The sequence below is a fragment of the Pseudorhodobacter sp. W20_MBD10_FR17 genome, assembly GCF_052119765.1.
GTDB lineage: Bacteria > Pseudomonadota > Alphaproteobacteria > Rhodobacterales > Rhodobacteraceae > Pseudorhodobacter.
This window is the reverse complement of record NZ_JBGQOQ010000013.1, coordinates 18,477-34,620: the sequence shown is the minus strand read 5'-3', so window position 1 is coordinate 34,620 and position 16,144 is coordinate 18,477. Positions and strand designations below refer to the sequence as shown.

Annotated in this window: 16 protein-coding genes; 10 read left to right on the top strand and 6 right to left on the bottom strand. The window is 56.4% G+C overall.

Features of this window, described 5'->3' with window-relative positions; translation table 11 throughout:
• The first annotated feature begins 104 nt into the window (after positions 1-104).
• The 9 genes from ACEN2J_RS10625 (at position 105) to ACEN2J_RS10585 (ending at position 9,759) form a co-directional block, all read left to right on the top strand.
• Positions 105-1,481 (top strand): trypsin-like peptidase domain-containing protein, encoded by a 1,377-nt coding sequence (locus tag ACEN2J_RS10625; RefSeq protein ID WP_442105677.1) that lies wholly within the window; start codon positions 105-107, stop codon positions 1,479-1,481.
• Positions 1,482-1,523: 42 nt separating this feature from the next.
• Complete coding sequence (locus ACEN2J_RS10620; RefSeq protein ID WP_442105675.1) at positions 1,524-2,834, top strand: replication-associated recombination protein A; 1,311 nt, start codon at positions 1,524-1,526, stop codon at positions 2,832-2,834.
• A 58-nt stretch (positions 2,835-2,892) separates the two neighbouring features.
• The gene (gene crcB / locus ACEN2J_RS10615; RefSeq protein ID WP_442105673.1) at positions 2,893-3,270 is read left to right on the top strand and encodes a fluoride efflux transporter CrcB; all 378 of its coding nucleotides are present in this window, start codon (positions 2,893-2,895) and stop codon (positions 3,268-3,270) included.
• Positions 3,267-4,313 carry an RluA family pseudouridine synthase gene (locus ACEN2J_RS10610; protein WP_442105671.1) on the top strand — a complete coding sequence of 349 codons (1,047 nt, stop codon included), beginning with the start codon at positions 3,267-3,269 and terminating at the stop codon, positions 4,311-4,313. The genes crcB and ACEN2J_RS10610 overlap by 4 nt, the downstream gene beginning before the upstream one ends.
• Complete coding sequence (locus ACEN2J_RS10605) at positions 4,310-5,017, top strand: ATP12 family chaperone protein (protein WP_442105669.1); 708 nt, start codon at positions 4,310-4,312, stop codon at positions 5,015-5,017. The genes ACEN2J_RS10610 and ACEN2J_RS10605 overlap by 4 nt, the downstream gene beginning before the upstream one ends.
• A 236-nt stretch (positions 5,018-5,253) precedes the next feature.
• Positions 5,254-6,276 (top strand): amino acid ABC transporter substrate-binding protein, encoded by a 1,023-nt coding sequence (locus ACEN2J_RS10600; RefSeq protein WP_442105668.1) that lies wholly within the window; start codon positions 5,254-5,256, stop codon positions 6,274-6,276.
• A 135-nt stretch (positions 6,277-6,411) separates the two neighbouring features.
• Positions 6,412-7,665, top strand: coding sequence for an amino acid ABC transporter permease (locus tag ACEN2J_RS10595; protein ID WP_442105666.1), 1,254 nt, complete (start codon positions 6,412-6,414; stop codon positions 7,663-7,665).
• Position 7,666: 1 nt separating this feature from the next.
• Positions 7,667-8,956 (top strand): amino acid ABC transporter permease, encoded by a 1,290-nt coding sequence (locus ACEN2J_RS10590; RefSeq protein ID WP_442105664.1) that lies wholly within the window; start codon positions 7,667-7,669, stop codon positions 8,954-8,956.
• Between the two features lie 11 nt (positions 8,957-8,967).
• Entirely contained in the window at positions 8,968-9,759 is a 792-nt protein-coding gene (locus tag ACEN2J_RS10585) for an amino acid ABC transporter ATP-binding protein (protein WP_442105663.1), read from the top strand.
• Between the two features lie 66 nt (positions 9,760-9,825).
• Here ACEN2J_RS10585 and ACEN2J_RS10580 read toward each other — a convergent pair whose 3' ends face one another.
• The 3 genes from ACEN2J_RS10580 to argB are packed head-to-tail and all read right to left on the bottom strand — an operon-like array spanning position 9,826 to position 11,878.
• The gene (locus ACEN2J_RS10580) at positions 9,826-10,332 is read right to left on the bottom strand and encodes a SixA phosphatase family protein (RefSeq protein ID WP_442105662.1); all 507 of its coding nucleotides are present in this window, start codon (positions 10,330-10,332) and stop codon (positions 9,826-9,828) included.
• Positions 10,329-10,982 (bottom strand): ferredoxin, encoded by a 654-nt coding sequence (locus ACEN2J_RS10575; RefSeq protein ID WP_442105660.1) that lies wholly within the window; start codon positions 10,980-10,982, stop codon positions 10,329-10,331. Before ACEN2J_RS10575 ends, ACEN2J_RS10580 begins: the two co-directional genes overlap by 4 nt.
• The gene (argB, locus tag ACEN2J_RS10570; protein WP_442105658.1) at positions 10,979-11,878 is read right to left on the bottom strand and encodes an acetylglutamate kinase; all 900 of its coding nucleotides are present in this window, start codon (positions 11,876-11,878) and stop codon (positions 10,979-10,981) included. The genes ACEN2J_RS10575 and argB overlap by 4 nt, the downstream gene beginning before the upstream one ends.
• A 127-nt stretch (positions 11,879-12,005) precedes the next feature.
• Here argB and ACEN2J_RS10565 point away from each other — a divergent pair, with 127 nt between their 5' ends.
• Positions 12,006-12,737, top strand: coding sequence for an SDR family NAD(P)-dependent oxidoreductase (locus ACEN2J_RS10565; protein WP_442105657.1), 732 nt, complete (start codon positions 12,006-12,008; stop codon positions 12,735-12,737).
• Between the two features lie 9 nt (positions 12,738-12,746).
• On the opposite strand, the gene yihA is transcribed toward ACEN2J_RS10565, so the two are convergent.
• The 3 genes from yihA to yidC are packed head-to-tail and all read right to left on the bottom strand — an operon-like array spanning position 12,747 to position 15,957.
• Positions 12,747-13,400 (bottom strand): ribosome biogenesis GTP-binding protein YihA/YsxC, encoded by a 654-nt coding sequence (gene yihA, locus ACEN2J_RS10560; protein ID WP_442105655.1) that lies wholly within the window; start codon positions 13,398-13,400, stop codon positions 12,747-12,749.
• Positions 13,397-14,131, bottom strand: coding sequence for an MOSC domain-containing protein (locus ACEN2J_RS10555; protein ID WP_442105654.1), 735 nt, complete (start codon positions 14,129-14,131; stop codon positions 13,397-13,399). Before ACEN2J_RS10555 ends, yihA begins: the two co-directional genes overlap by 4 nt.
• Before the next feature lie 2 nt (positions 14,132-14,133).
• A complete protein-coding gene (gene yidC / locus ACEN2J_RS10550) occupies positions 14,134-15,957 on the bottom strand; it encodes a membrane protein insertase YidC (protein ID WP_442105653.1) in 1,824 nt (607 codons plus the stop codon).
• Between the last annotated feature and the right edge of the window lie 187 nt (positions 15,958-16,144).

The window sequence follows — 16,144 nt, the reverse complement described above, 5'->3', positions numbered from 1 at the left end:
AAGATGTCGTGCTTTTGTGGGCGGGCCGCGCAGTGCGAAATTGTTGCAGAGCCGCCAGAGATAGCGCATATCGGCGGCGGACCTGATAGAGTGGAGGCCGCAGTATGCCCATTAAATATGCCTTAACCGCCTTGTGTTTTTCCCTGCTGCCGCTTGGCGCGGTTGCGCAAACAGTGCCGGAAACGCGCGACCAGATGGCGCTGTCTTTTGCGCCCTTGGTGCAACAGGTGGCCCCTGCGGTCGTGAACATCTATGCCAAGCGTGTGGTTGAGGGGCGCGAAAGCCCCTTTGCGGGCGATCCGTTTTTTGAACAGTTTGCGCAAAGCTTCGGCAAGCCCACGCAGCGGGTGCAAAACTCGCTTGGGTCGGGGGTGATTTTGGCCGCTGATGGGCTGGTGATGTCTAATTATCATGTCGTCGGGGGCGCTACCGATATCAGCGTCGTTCTGTCGGACCGTCGCGAATTTGCCGCTACCGTGATCTTGGCGGATGAGGAAAGCGACCTTGCGTTGCTGCGGGTCGAGAGTTCGGGCACGCTGCCGTATCTGCCGCTCCGCGCCACCGATAGCGTTGAGGTGGGCGAATTGGTTTTGGCCATCGGCAACCCGTTTGGCGTGGGGCAGACGGTCTCCAGCGGTATTGTGTCGGGGCTGGCGCGGTCTTCGGTGTCGCTGGGTCGTGGGTATTTTATCCAAACGGATGCGCCGGTTAACCCCGGCAATTCGGGCGGTGCCTTGGTTGATATGGCAGGGCGGTTGATTGGCATCAACTCGGCGATCATTACGAAATCTGGCGGTTCCAACGGTGTTGGCTTTGCGATTCCGTCGGATTTGGTTGCGCAGGTGATGGCGCAGGCGGCGGCGGGCAATGATCACTTTATCCGGCCTTGGGCGGGTGTTTCGGGCCAAACGGTCGATGCGCAGATGGCCGAGGCGCTGGGGATGGACCGGCCCAGCGGCATCGTTCTAGATGAGTTGCACCCGCAAAGCCCGTTTGGCCAGGCAGGGCTTGTGCCGGGCGATGTGATTACCGGGCTGGACGGGGCTGAAGTGAACAGCCCGCAAGAGATCATGTTTAGGCTGTCAGTCATGGGTGTCGGCAAACGGGTTAAGGTGGCTTATGTCAGCGGTGGGCAGGCGCACGAGACCGAGGTGACGCTGATCGCCGCGCCGCAAGCCGAAAACCAAGTTGTGCTTTCGGTCGTTGATGGCGGCCTTGCAGGGCTGTCGGTTGCCATGATCGACCCTGCGTTGATTTCAAAGCTGGGCTTGCCGTTGTCGGCGCAAGGGGTGGTGATTACCGCCGTTGAGGGGCCATTGGCGCGGGCGGGTATGATTGCTGGCGATATTGTCCTTGGCATTAATGGCGCCGAGATCAAAACGCCCGATGATGTTCGTGCCGTTGCCGCCACGGGCGCGCGCGGCTGGGCGATGGATATCTTGCGCGCGGGCCAACTGATACGGCTGCGGTTTCGGCTGTGATCGCGCTTTCTAAGCCATGCGAAAAGGCGTAGTCTGACCTATATGAGCGACCTTTTTGACCAATCCCCCATGCCAAAAGCCGAAGGGCCGCGCCCCTTGGCTGACCGTCTGCGCCCGCGCAAATTGGCGGAAGTGATCGGGCAGGCCAAGGTCTTGGCACCTGATGGCCCTCTGGGGGCGATGCTGGGGGCGGGGTCTTTGTCATCCTTGGTGTTGTGGGGGCCGCCCGGCGTTGGCAAAACCACTATCGCGCGGCTGCTGGCGGATGAAACCGATCTGGCCTTTGTGCAAATATCGGCGATTTTTACCGGCGTGCCTGATCTACGCAAGGTCTTTGAGGCCGCCAAGCTGCGCCGGCAAAACGGGCGCGGCACGCTGTTGTTCGTGGATGAGATTCACCGCTTTAACAAAGCCCAGCAAGACGGGTTTTTGCCGTATATGGAGGATGGGACCATCCTTTTGGTCGGCGCCACCACGGAAAACCCCAGCTTTGAGTTGAACGCCGCGCTCTTGTCGCGGTCGCAGGTGATTGTGCTGGAACGGTTAAGCCTGATTGACCTGGAGTTGTTGGCGCAGCGGGCCGAGAAAGAATTGAACCGCGCACTGCCGCTGAAAGGCGAGGCACGCGAGGCGATGTTGGAGATGGCCGATGGCGATGGCCGCGCGTTGCTGAACCTGATTGAGCAGGTCACGGCGTGGAAGGTTGACGGGCATCTGACGCGTGACCAGCTCTCGCAGCGCCTGATGCGGCGTGCGGCGAAATACGACAAATCGGGTGAGGAACATTACAACCTTATCTCGGCCTTGCATAAATCGGTACGCGGGTCTGATCCCGATGCCGCCCTCTATTGGTTCGCGCGGATGCTAGAGGGGGGCGAGGACCCTCGGTTTTTGGCCCGCCGTATCACCCGCATGGCGGTAGAAGATATCGGTTTGGCCGACCCGCAGGCGCAAGACGTCTGCTTGCAAAGCTGGCAAACCTATGAACGCCTTGGCAGCCCCGAGGGCGAGCTGGCACTGGCACAAGCGGTGGTCTATATCGCGCTGGCCCCGAAATCGAACGGGGTTTATGTGGCCTATAAGGCGGCGCGCGCGGCGGCCAAGCAGACCGGTTCCGAGCCGCCGCCAAAGCATATTCTGAACGCGCCGACCAAAATGATGAAAGAAATCGGTTATGGCGCGGGCTATGCCTATGACCATGACGCCGAAGATGGTTTTTCGGGCCAGAACTATTTCCCTGACAGCATGAAGCGCCCCGTCTGGTACATGCCCCCCGAACGCGGGTTTGAGCGAGAGCTGAAAAAACGGATCGATTATTTCGCCAAGCTGCGTGCGAAACGTCAGGGCAGTTAGCAGGTGGCTTGCCCCTTGTGTGGTTGACAAAACAGGCATTCAAGACCAGATAGCGCCAATGATATATACCCTTCTTCAAGTTGCCCTTGGCGGCGCTATCGGTGCCTCTGCCCGTTTTCTGACCAATGCCGCCGTGATGCGCAGCATTGGGCCGGGGTTCCCTTACGGTACGCTGATCGTCAACATTGCGGGCTCGTTCCTAATGGGCGTGTTGGTCGTTGTACTGGCCCTAAAGGGCGGCACGCGGTTCGCGCCGTTTTTGATGACTGGTCTCTTGGGCGGGTTCACGACATTTTCAGCCTTTTCGCTTGATGCCTTCACCATTTGGGAGCGCGGCCAAGTGGCGCTTGCAGGTGCCTATGTGGCCGGATCGGTTGTTTTATCCATCATCGCGCTGGTTTTAGGCGTGTTAACAATGCGAGGATTACTGGCATGAGCGATGTAAAATTGCTGACTGTTTCTGTGGATGAGGGCGAGCAACGTCTGGACCGTTGGTTCAAACGCCGCTTTCCGCATCTGACCCAAGGGGCTGTTGAAAAGATGTGCCGCACCGGCCAAGTGCGGGTGAATGGCGGGCGGGCCAAGGCGTCGGACCGCGTGGTGCCGGGGGCTGAAATTCGCATCCCGCCGCTGCCAACGGGCGATGCGCCGTCGCGGCCCGCCAAGGATGGGGTCTCGCCTGCCGATACCAAGATGATCCAGAATTGTGTGATCTTTAAAGATGAGCATCTGATCATCATCAACAAGCCGCCCGGCTTGCCCAGCCAAGGTGGCTCGGGGCAGGGCGACCGGCATGTCGACGGGCTGACCGAGGCGCTCAAGTTTGGCTATAAAGACCGGCCCAAGCTGGTGCACCGCTTGGACAAAGACACCTCTGGTCTGTTGATGCTGGCACGGACCGACCGTGTGGCCCGCGCGCTGTCCGAGGCGCTGCGCCACCGTGAGACGCGCAAGATTTACTGGGCGGCGGTGGCCGGTGTGCCACACCCGCGCAAAGGGTCAATCAAATACGGGTTGATGAAGGCGGGCGGGCGTGGCCGTGGTGGCGAAGGCGAAAAGATGGTCTGTATCCATCCCGCCAAAATGGGCGACTACCCTGATGCCAAACGCGCGCAGACCGATTTCTTTGTGCTGTGGTTCCTTGGGTCTCGTCTGTCTTGGATGGCGCTAGAACCTGTGACAGGCCGCACGCACCAGTTGCGCGCGCATATGGCCGAGATGGGCCACCCGATCCTTGGCGATGGCAAATACGGCGGCTCGGGCACCGAAAACCAGGGCGATGGTTGGGGTGCGTCAATCGGCGGCGAGATTAGCAAGAAATTGCATCTGCACGCGCGGTCTTTGACCATTGAACACCCGATTACCAAAAAGATGATGACCTTTATCGCGCCCTTGCCTGAGCATATGGACCGGACGTGGAAGGCGCTGGATTGGGGTGTCAATGATGTGCCTGCCGACCCGTTCGGGGATGATAAATGAGTGGATGGGCCCCAAAACGGTTTTGGAAACAAGCCGAGCCGGTTGCCTTCGACAACGGGTATACCGTGTCATTGGACGGGCGCGGGCTGAAAACACCCGCCAAAACAGCGTTTTGGGTGCCAACACAGCCCTTGGCCGAGGCGGTCGCGGCCGAATGGCAAGCGCAAGAGACCAAGATTAAACCCGAAACCATGCCTTTTACCCGCACCGCAAATTCGGCGCTGGATAAGGTGACGCCGCAATTCGTGGCCGTTGCCGACATGCTGGCGGCCTATGGCGGGTCGGATCTGTTGTGCTACCGTGCCGAGGCGCCGCAGGAACTGGTGGCGCGTCAGCAAACCGCCTGGGACCCGCTGTTGGATTGGGCCGCAACCGAGCTTGGCGCCGCCTTGGTGGCCACACAAGGCATCATGCCGATTGCGCAACCCGCCGCCAGCCAAACGCCGCTGATACAGGCCGTGCATGCGATGACGCCGTTTCAGCTGGCAGCTTTTCACGATCTTGTCGCGATCTCGGGGTCATTGGTGCTGGGCTTGGCGATTGCGCGTGGGAAAATAGATGTTGATGCAGGCTTTGATCTGTCACGGATTGACGAACATTGGCAGGCCGAACTTTGGGGCGTAGACGACGAGGCCGCCGAATCCGAGGCGTATAAACGCGATGGAATTCGACATGCCGCGCGATTCTTTGGATTGTGTGGGTAACAATCTTGCCCAAATGCGCGGCGTTATGATTTGTTCTTGCATCATTGCCGCCACAAGCCGATGAAAACGCACATTCTTGCGTTTTGCAGTGGGATGCACTTGACCTTTCAAAGCGGTTCGGACGAAACTAAAGACTGACTGAGGTGGGGATACCTCAATCAGTTTCACCCCGGTGACGGGGTAAGGGAGCAACTAATCCACCTGAAAATGGGTGGGACATCAGGAAGAGGTTATTAATGAAAAAAACTGTACTTATCGGCGCTATGACTGCCGCAGCGACGCTTGTCGCGGGCGCAGCATCCGCAACTGTGTTGGATGAAGTCAAAGCCCGTGGTGAATTGAACTGTGGCGTGTCCACAGGTGTTAACGGCTTTTCAGCACCGGATTCGGCTGGCGAATGGCAAGGCTTTGACGTGGCTGTATGCCGCGCTGTTGCCGCAGCCGTTTTGGGCGACCCCAAGAAAATTAAATTCGTATCCACCACTGGCCAGACCCGCTTTACAGCGCTGGCTTCGGGCGAGATTGACCTGTTGGCGCGTAACACCACATGGACATTCAGCCGGGATACTGACCTGAAATTCACCTTTGCTGGCGTAAACTACTACGACGGTCAGGGCTTCATGGTGAACAAAGCACTGGGCGTGTCTTCGGCCAAGGAACTGGACGGCTCGACCGTTTGTATCCAAACCGGCACCACAACCGAGCTGAACTTGGCTGACTACTTCAAAGCCAACAACATGACATATGAGCCGGTTCCAATTGAAACCAACGCCGAAGCACAGCAGCAGTATCTGGCTGGCGCTTGCGACGTGTACACCACGGACGCATCGGGCCTTGCCGCAACACGCGCAACCTTTGCTGATCCAGAAAACCACGCTGTTCTGCCAGAAATCATCTCGAAAGAACCTCTGGGGCCGTTGGTCGCACAGGGTGACGATCAGTGGGCTGACATCGTTCGTTGGACCATGTTTGCGCTTGTTGCAGCAGAAGAGATGGGCATCACTTCGGCAAACATCGAAGAGCTGTCGAAAGGCACGTCGAACCCAGAAATCGACCGTATGCTTGGTTCGTCCGAGGATGATCTGGGCGCGATGGTTGGTTTGGACAAGCAGTGGGCCAAGCGCGCGATCGCTGCTGGCGGCAACTATGGTGAAATCTTCGCAGCGAACATTGGCGAATCAACCCCAATCGGCCTGGCACGTGGTTTGAACGCGCTTTGGACCCAAGGTGGTTTGCAGTACGCTCCGCCCTTCCGGTAGGGCGCGGCTATAGGAGGGGCGCACCAAATGGTGCGCCCTTTTTCCAAGCAATCGGTAATTCTGACAGGTGCGCGGGCAAACCCGGACCGCACCAGAGCGCGACAAAGCGCCAGTTCAGATGCAGGGGGAATTTAAATGGCAATAACGTCTGATACTTCGGGTAGCTCGTTTCGACTGAGCATGCTCATCTATGACACGCGCTACCGCTCCATTACGATCCAGATCGTGTTTCTGTTTCTATTCATGGCCGGTTTTGCTTGGCTGGTGGATAACACTTTGTCGAACCTTGCCCAAAAGGGCAAAGATATCGATTTTGGTTTTCTCACCTCGCGGGCGGGCTATGATATCAACCAAATGCTGGTGGATTACAGCAATGACAGCAGCCATACGCGGGCTTGGATTGTCGGTCTGCTGAACACGCTTGTTCTTGCGATTGCGGCCTGCGTGACGGCGACAGTTATTGGTGTGATTGCGGGCGTGCTCCGCTTGTCGAACAACTGGATCGTCTCAAAAATAATGACGTTCTATGTGGAAATGTTCCGCAACGTACCAGTCTTGCTGTGGATCATCGTGATTTTCGCGGTTTTGACCGAAATCACGCCAGCCCCGAACGCGTTTAGAGGCGCCGATGCGACATCTTCAATGCTGTTCTTTGACAGTGTCGCCATCACCAACCGAGGAACCTATCTTCCTGGGCCGCTGTTTTCGCGCAGCTTGGGCGATCTCAATCTGGGGATCGTCTCGGTCAGCTCGAACTATTTGATATTACTTGCAATTATCATCGGCAGCATTTGGGGCTATCGCGCAGTACAGCGCAGCGCCGGTGTCGTACAAGAAGCAACGGGTGTTCGCCCTGTGACGTGGTGGAAGTCGGCTCTGATTATCATTGTGCCCGTATTGGTTGCACTGATCGCGATGGGGTTTCATTTGGAATACCCAGAGTTGAAGGGCTTTAACTTCCGTGGCGGCAGCTATCTGCGTAACTCGTTCATCGCGATGTGGCTGGCCCTGTCGGTTTATACGGGCGCCTTTATTGCCGAAAACGTGCGCGCAGGGATTTTGGCGATCTCCAAAGGCCAGTCCGAGGCTGCCTTTGCGCTTGGCCTGCGCCCTGGTAAAACGATGAACCTGGTGATCTTGCCACAAGCTTTGCGTGTGATCATTCCACCGTTGATTTCGCAATATCTGAACATCACCAAGAACACGTCGCTTGCTATTGCGGTCGGCTATATGGATCTGCGCGCCACATTGGGCGGGATTACGCTGAACCAAACCGGGCGCGAGTTGGAATGTATGATGCTGTTGATGCTGACTTATTTGATCATCAGTTTGATCATTTCTGGCGGGATGAACGTCTACAACAATTCCGTCAAATTGAAGGAGCGTTGAGATGAGCAATTCAAAATTATCCTTCGTACGCACCAATATGTTGCCGCAGAAATCGCCACCATCAAGCCAGATTGGCGCAGTGCGGTGGATGCGTGAAAACCTGTTCTCCAGCCCTTTGAACGTTATCTTGACCTTGCTTGGCGTGCTGATCGTCTATTTTCTGGTGCTGCATCTGGGGCCGTGGTTCAAAAACTCGATCTGGAATGCCAATTCGCTTTCGCAATGCCGTGAGATTTTGGCAGGTGATACCGGGGCGTGCTGGGGGGTTATCAAAGACCGTTGGCATCAGTTGCTGTTCGGGTTTTACCCACAAGATTCGTATTGGCGCCCAGTCCTGACCTTTGTGCTGATGGTTGTGGCCGTTGCACCGATCTTATTCGCAGCCGTACCGCGTAAAGTGCTGTGGTTTTCGGCGGTCTTTCCGTTCTTGGCCTTTTGGCTGCTGTGGGGTGGGTCGATCTGGTACACTATCGCCGCAATGCTTGGGTTTGTTGTGGCCTATGCCGCATACACGCTGTTGCAGCGGGTATCGTCCATCGTCGCGACAATTGGGGCTGTTGTGGGACCGATTGTGTGGTGGCTATTTCTTGCCGCGCCTGTAGATGAGTCGCTTAGCTCTATCTTGCCGATTAGCATCCCTGCCATCCAATCGCATGACTTTGGCGGGTTCATGATCTCGATCATCATCGGTGTGACCGGCATTGTCTTGTCATTGCCGATTGGCATCTTGTTGGCCCTTGGCCGGCAATCTGACATGCCGCTAGTGAAATGGATATGTGTCGGCTTTATCGAGTTTATTCGAGGCGTACCGCTGATTACCTTGCTGTTCACGGCGTCTTTGTTGCTGAACTATTTCCTGCCACCGGGGACCAATTTCGATATTGTTCTGCGGGTTATCATCATGGTGACGCTCTTTGCCGCGGCCTATATGGCCGAGGTGGTGCGCGGGGGCTTTGCGGCCTTGCCCCGCGGCCAGTATGAGGCGGCTGACGCGCTTGGCCTTGATTACTGGAAGTCGCAGCGCCTGATCTTGCTTCCGCAAGCGTTGAAAATCTCGATCCCGGGCATCGTAAACACCTTCATCGGGTTGTTCAAAGATACCACTCTGGTCGTGTTCATCGGCATTCTAGACCCGATTGGCCTGTCAAACGCCATTCGCGCCGACAGCAACTGGAACGGCATCGTATGGGAGCTGTACGGCTTCATCGCGCTTTGTTTCTTCATCTTCTGTTTCGGCATGTCCCGGTACTCGCAGTACCTTGAAGGCAAGCTGAAAACCGACCACCGTTAAGGGAGACCGCTATGACAGAGACCATGGCAGACCGTAAAGTAGACCGTAGCCAGATGCAGGTAAGCGATGAGGTCGCGATCCAGATTGCTGGTATGAACAAGTGGTACGGCACGTTCCACGTGCTGCGCGACATCGATTTGACCGTGAACCGGGGCGAGCGGATCGTTATCGCTGGCCCGTCGGGGTCAGGAAAATCGACGCTGATCCGCTGTATCAACCGGCTGGAAGAGCACCAGCAAGGCCAGATCATCGTTGATGGCACCGAGCTGACCTCGGATTTGAAAAATATCGACAAGGTTCGGTCCGAGGTGGGGATGGTGTTCCAACACTTTAACCTTTTCCCGCATTTGACCATTCTGGAAAACCTGACTTTGGCACCGATTTGGGTTCGCAAGACCCCAAAGAAAGAAGCCGAGGAAGTGGCGATGCACTACCTGAACAAGGTGAAAATCCCCGAGCAGGCGCATAAATACCCCGGTATGCTTTCGGGTGGTCAGCAGCAACGTGTGGCGATTGCGCGGTCCTTGTGCATGAAGCCACGGATCATGCTGTTTGATGAACCGACCTCGGCGCTTGACCCAGAGATGATCAAAGAAGTGCTGGATACAATGATCGAGCTGGCAGAAGAAGGCATGACCATGCTGTGCGTTACGCATGAAATGGGTTTTGCACGGCAAGTTGCAAACCGCGTGATCTTTATGGATCAGGGCCAAATTGTTGAGCAAAACGAACCTGAAGAGTTCTTTAACAACCCACAGTCGGAGCGGACCAAGCTGTTCCTTAGCCAGATTTTGGGCCATTAAAACCGGCTAAGATACAATGCAAAAACCCAGCCGATTGGCTGGGTTTTTTTGTGTCATGCGGGCCGCTCAGGCCGTGATTTCGCTGGGGACAATGAAATCAAGCATAGCGCCAGTTCCAAACGTAACCTCTGCCCAATCGTCAATAATAAACTCAACAACCAGCGTGGCACCCGTTGGATAGCGCTGAAATTCAGGGTCAGACAGCGCGCGGTTGACCAGACGATGGGCGAACTCGGCAATGCCGGGGTTGTGGCCAATCATCATCACCGTATCGGCCTTGGCATGGCGCAGAACGGCAAGCATGACATCCGGCCCCGCATGGTAAAGCGCTGGTTTCAAAGCAAGCTCGGGGGCCGTTTGCAAGGCGGGCGCGATGCCCGAAAACGTGGCGCGTGTGCGCACCGCATCCGAGCAAAGCACCTCATCCGGGGCATAGCCGCGAGACGCAAGCCATTGGCCCAAGTCGGCAGCGGCGCGGATGCCTCTCTCATTCAGCGGGCGGTCATGATCCGGCGTAAGCGGGTCATCCCAATTCGACTTGGCATGGCGGGTAAGGATTAAGCGTTTTGTCATTTGTGAAACTGCCCCATGTGGTATGCTGACTGTTCTGGCAGTCTTGCATAGGCTTGGGACACTGGGCAAGTACGACGATTGAGGCAGCCGTTATTCATGCAATTGGCGCCACTGGGGCGGTCCAAAAATCCGTGGCAAGCAGCTAGGTCATAACCGGTGCCGGTTAGGGCCTGAACTGGGCACGCCGTAAGGCAGGGTTTTTCGCTGCATGTATCGCAAGGTTTTGGGGCCGTTGCGGGCAGGGTACGCACTTCATCCAACGCCAAAGCCCCGCGGTATGACGCAAACAGCCCCATCTGATCATGAACCAGCAGCCGCACGGGGCTATCCCACGCCCGCCCTGATCGCAGCGCCCAATGGTAAAACGGGTGCCACGGGGGGCCACCAAAGGGAAACAGGGCTTTGGCATGCAGCCCGCAGGCTATGTTACCAATAACACGCCGTGACCAGCGATCTATCGGATCAGCCTCGCCACTTTGCCATTCGGGCTGTGTGGTGAGATGCTGCCAAAACCCAGGCCCTGCTGGCCCAATCAGCAAAAGCATCCGCGTGCCTTTTGGCAAGGCCGAGTCATCCTGCGCCTCAAAGCCGCCCATAACCGCAAGCTGGTGCGGCCGGAGCAAGGCTTCAATGGCGGAAAGGTCGGTCATTCTGCGCGGGGTTTCACCCGTGGCTCTACCGTGTTTGACCGGATCAGTGACCCCGCCCCGTGGTCGGTAAACAGCTCAAGCAAGCAGGCATTGGGGATGCGGCCATCAAGGATAACCACGGCGCGCACGCCTTGTTCAATCGCCATGAGCGCGGTTTCGGTCTTGGGAATCATCCCGCCCGCAATCACGCCTTTTTCGGTCAGGTCGCGCACATCTTCGGGGCTAAGTTGTGTAATCACCTCACCATCCGTGTTTTTGACGCCAGCAACATCGGTCAGCAACAGCAAACGATCAGCCTTCAAGGCACCCGCAATCGCGCCAGCAGCGGTATCACCGTTTACGTTAAAGGTCTCGCCATTATCGCCAGGAGCAACAGGGGCGACCACGGGAATGATGCCTGCGTTGAACATATCACGCAGCACTTGCACCCGCATGTCGCGCGGACGGCCAACAAAACCCAGTTCCGGATCGTCATAATCGCAGACCATCAGGTCGTCATCCTTGCCGGAAATCCCAACAGCGCGGCCACCCGCATCATTGATTGCCTGCACGATGCGTTTGTTCACGAGGCCGGACAAAACCATCTCAACCACTTCAACCGTGGCGGCATCGGTTACGCGTTTGCCGCGAACAAATTCGGATTTAATCCCAAGTTTGGCCAGCAGGTTGTTAATCATTGGGCCGCCGCCATGTACGACGACAGGGTTCACCCCGACCTGACGCATCAGAACGATATCTTGGGCGAATTCCTCCATCGCTTCGCTGTCGCCCATGGCATTGCCGCCGAACTTGACGACGACAATCGCACCCGAGTAGCGCTGCAAATAGGGCAAAGCTTCGTTCAAGGTGGCGGCGGTGGCAATGGAATCACGCATATTTGCTAACTGCTTTTTCATTTTTGTTTCCCGTTGGTATTCCTCTTTTTAGCGCCTTTGCGTGATTATGCCAAGGGAAAGCCGGTGGCTTGCGCCTGCCGCCCATTGGCATAGGGTAGGGGCTGGTTCGCAAAAAAATGGGGCTGATATGGCTGAGAAAAAGACGCTTGTACTAACTGGGGCAAGCCGAGGCATCGGCCACGCAACGGTTAAGCGGTTCTCGGCCGAAGGCTGGCGGGTGTTGACCTGTTCACGCCAGGCCTTTGACCCGCGTTGCCCCTGGCCGGGTGGTGAAGAGAATCACATCCAGATTGATTTGGCCGACCCAAACAAGGCCGTGGCCGCGATTGAGGTGATTAAGCAAAAATTAGGCGGGCGGCTGGATGCGTTGGTCAATAATGCGGGGATTTCCCCCAAAGGCGAAGGCGGCGGCCGCCTGAACACCTTAGAGACCGACCTGCGCACTTGGGGGCAGGTGTTCCATGTGAACTTCTTTGCTTCGGTCATTCTGGCGCGGGGCTTGCAGGCCGAACTGGCGGCGGCAAAAGGCGCAATCGTTAACGTAACATCTATTGCGGGGGTGCGGGTGCATCCCTTTGCAGGCGCAGCCTATGCAACATCCAAGGCTGCCTTGGCCGCGCTTACGCGCGAGATGGCGCATGATTTCGGCCCTTTGGGCGTGCGCGTAAACGCAATCGCTCCGGGCGAAGTTGAAACCGCTATCCTTAGCCCCGGCACTGATAAGATTGTTGCCCAACTGCCGCTGCGCAGGCTGGGCCAACCTTCGGAAGTGGCGGATGCGATTTGGTTTTTATGCTCGCCGCAGTCCAGCTACATCTCGGGTACGGAGATAGAGGTCAACGGCGCGCAGCATGTTTAAGCGCGGTCGCTATATTAAAGTGGCGATCGTGGCGCGGAGCGTTTCGATCCCCATGCCTTTTTCAGACGAGGTTACGATAAGTTCGGGGTAGGCAGCCGGATGCTTTGCCAGCGCTTGGCGGGTTTGCTCGATGTTTTTCTCAAGCTCGGCCTTGCTGATCTTATCGGCCTTGGTCATCACGGCTTGGAAAATCACGGCTGATCTGTCCAGCAAATCCATGATTTCCTGATCTACCGCTTTGACGCCATGGCGTGAGTCGATAAGCACAAAGGCGCGGCGCAGGGTTTGGCGCCCTGAAAGATAGCTTTTCAACAGCGCCTGCCATTTGGCGACAATTGCGACGGGCGCTTCGGCATAACCATAGCCCGGTAAATCAACCATGTATCGGCTATCGCCCAAGGCGAAATAGTTGATTTCTTGGGTGCGGCCCGGCGTGTTTGAGGCGCGTGCAAGGCTTTTCCGGCCTGTCAGCGCATTGATAAGGCTTGACTTACCAACGTTTGAGCGGCCAGCAAAACAAACTTCAAGCCGGTCCGCAGGGGGCATCCCCGACATCGCGACCACGCCTTTTACGAAATCGACAGGGCCTGCAAACAGCAGGCGGCCAGCCTCGCGGTCGGCAAATTCGGGTTCTTCGGCCAATGGAAATGGAAGAATTGTCACAAGAGTATCGCCTTATCTGAGACAGCGATCATGCCGCCTTTTTTTACCATCGCATAGACACCAAAGTCTTTATGCCCATAATTGGCGTCTAGCGCGCCCAGCGTATCCGCATCGATATCACCAGTCAGCGGGTTAGCCATCGTCGCGCGGCACCGCGTAATACGCTCTTTCACGGTCAATACGGCAGTGCCGATTTGAATATCGCGGCCAATCCACTCAAACTCGGCAAAGGGTGCCGTGCCATCCAGCCAAAGATTGCCGCGAAAACGGTCAGCGGAAATGGGCTGTTCAAGCTTTTCTGAAAGCGCGTCTAGCGATGCCGTGCTGAGAATTGAAACTGATGGAAATTCGCTATCCGTCATGCCGCGACCTGCCGAAACGATGCTGGCTGGCTGGGCGCGGTCGGGTGGTGACAGCGGCGCTATCCATGTCAGAAAGGCCGCTAAATCCTCGGCCAGATCGGGCTGAAAGGTTAGATCGGGGCGGTCGGGGTGGCGCAAAGTAACCACATCGCCGCGCAATTCAGCGGTGATTGCCATTAGGGCAGGGGCCTTAGCCCCACGGTGAAAGTTATTGCACGGGTTCCAACCGGACGTCAGCTTGGCCGCCTCATGTGCGACAGCCCATCGCCGATCATCGGGAAGGCATGCAGCCTCTGAAAGCAGAACGGACGCGAGATCTTCGCGTCCGTGTGCCTTAATCGGATGTCGACATATCCGGCTTAGGTGCATTTTTACTTTTTCCCGGTCTTTTTGGGCGCCGTGGCCTTCTCGGGCTTTTTGAACCCAAAGCTGGCTTTGATATTTGCAAAAATATCGGGCGTATGGCCATGGCTACGCATGATCAGGAACTGCTGCGTAAAGGTGATCAGGTTGTTTGTAATCCAGTAAACTACCAACCCGCTTGCAAAACTTCCCAACATGAACATGAACACCCACGGCATCCAAGCAAAAATCATAGCTTGGGTTGCGTCGGCTGGTGTTGGGTTCAGCTTTTGCTGCAACCACATCGAAATGCCCAGCATGATTGGCAAAACGCCGATGAAAACTGTCGCAAGGATCGTGTGTGGCTCTGGCGTACCCCAAGGCAGGGCGCCAAACAGGTTGTACAAGCTAGAAGTATCACGGGCCGACAGGTCATTCAGCCAGCCAAAGAACGGCGCATGGCGCAGCTCAAGCGTGACGAAGATCACCTTGTAGAGCGAAAAGAAGATCGGAATCTGGATCAGGATCGGCAAGCAACCCGCTGCTGGGTTAACTTTCTTTTCCTTATACAGCAGCATCATTTCTTTTTGCAGCTTTTGCTTGTCTTCACCGGCACGCTCTTTCAACGCTTCCATTTCGGGCTGCAACTCTTTCATCCGCGCCATAGAGACATAGGATTTATAGGCGAGCGGGAAAACCAGTGCCTTCAGCAAGAAGGTCAGGGCAATAATCGCAAGGCCCATGTTGCCGATAACAGCGTGAAGCCAATGCAAAACGGTAAAGATCGGCTTGGTGAAAAAGAAGAACCAGCCCCAATCAATCGCGTCGATAAAGCCGCCGATGCCGCTTTGATCTTGGTAATCGCGCAGGGTTTGCCATTCTTTCGCACCGGCAAACAGGCGTGAGTTGGTCGAGGCCGTAGCACCAGCGGCAATGCTGATCACAGGCTCACGCGTTTCGGTTTGAAAGATGTCAGCACCGGGTACGTATTTGATGACTGATGTGAAGGGTTTGCCTTGTTCAGGGATCAGCGCAGTCATCCAGTATTTGCTGGTAAACCCGATCCAACCATCTGTTTTTGCTTCCGTGACCTCGGCAAGGGCTGCCTCGCGGTCGACCAGTGGAAGTTTGGCAGCGTCTTTATATTTGACCTCTTCCAAAATGCCATCAGCGCGCGAAACGATACCTTCGTGGCTCAGATAGAAATTTTCAAGATCGGGCGGAATGCCGTGACGTGCGATGATGCCGTAGGGGGCCAGACTGACATCGGCGCCGCTTTGGTTTGTCACGCTCTGTGCGATCGAAAACATGTAGCGGCTGTCAATCGAGATTGTGCGCTCAAAGACCAGCCCTTTGCCATTGTCCCACGTCAGCGTGACAGGCGTTTCGGGGGACAGGGCGTTGGTGCCGACTTGTGCCCACAGCGTATTCGCGCCGGGCACATCGTCAAAGCCCAAAGACCCAGCAGGTGTCCAGCCGAAAAGGGCATAGTAGGGATGCACGTCGCCAATAGGCTCTAGCAGCGTCACGATATCCGACTTTGGATCGATCGTCTGGGTGTACGCCTTAAGCGCAAGCTCGTCGATGCGGCCGCCCAGAAGGGAAATTGTCCCTTTCAGGCGCGGCGTGTCAACAACAACCCGAGGGGCTGTTGATGGCGCTGCCGCCTCAACAGCTTCTGTCGGGGAAGCTGCGGCCGTTGGCGGGCTAATCGCCTCGGTCGTGGTGGCAACCACTGCAGGTGCGTTGGGATCAACCGGCGCATCTTCGGGTGGAAAAAATACAAACCAGACCAGAATCACTAGGAAACTGAGTACTGTTGCGAGGATAAGATTTTTGTTCTGATCGTCCATTTGGGACCAACACCGTTCCTGTTCTGGGTCAGCGCACGTTGAACGATAGGGGGCGACAAAGGTCAAGGGCTATTCCCCCGTTTTCCCCAGACTGCGGCGTATTCCCCCTGCAATTCTTATCAGATGTAGCCTTGCAGAGCGATTGTTACACCTATTGTCTCCGACAATTGGCGGGCACATAGGCGCA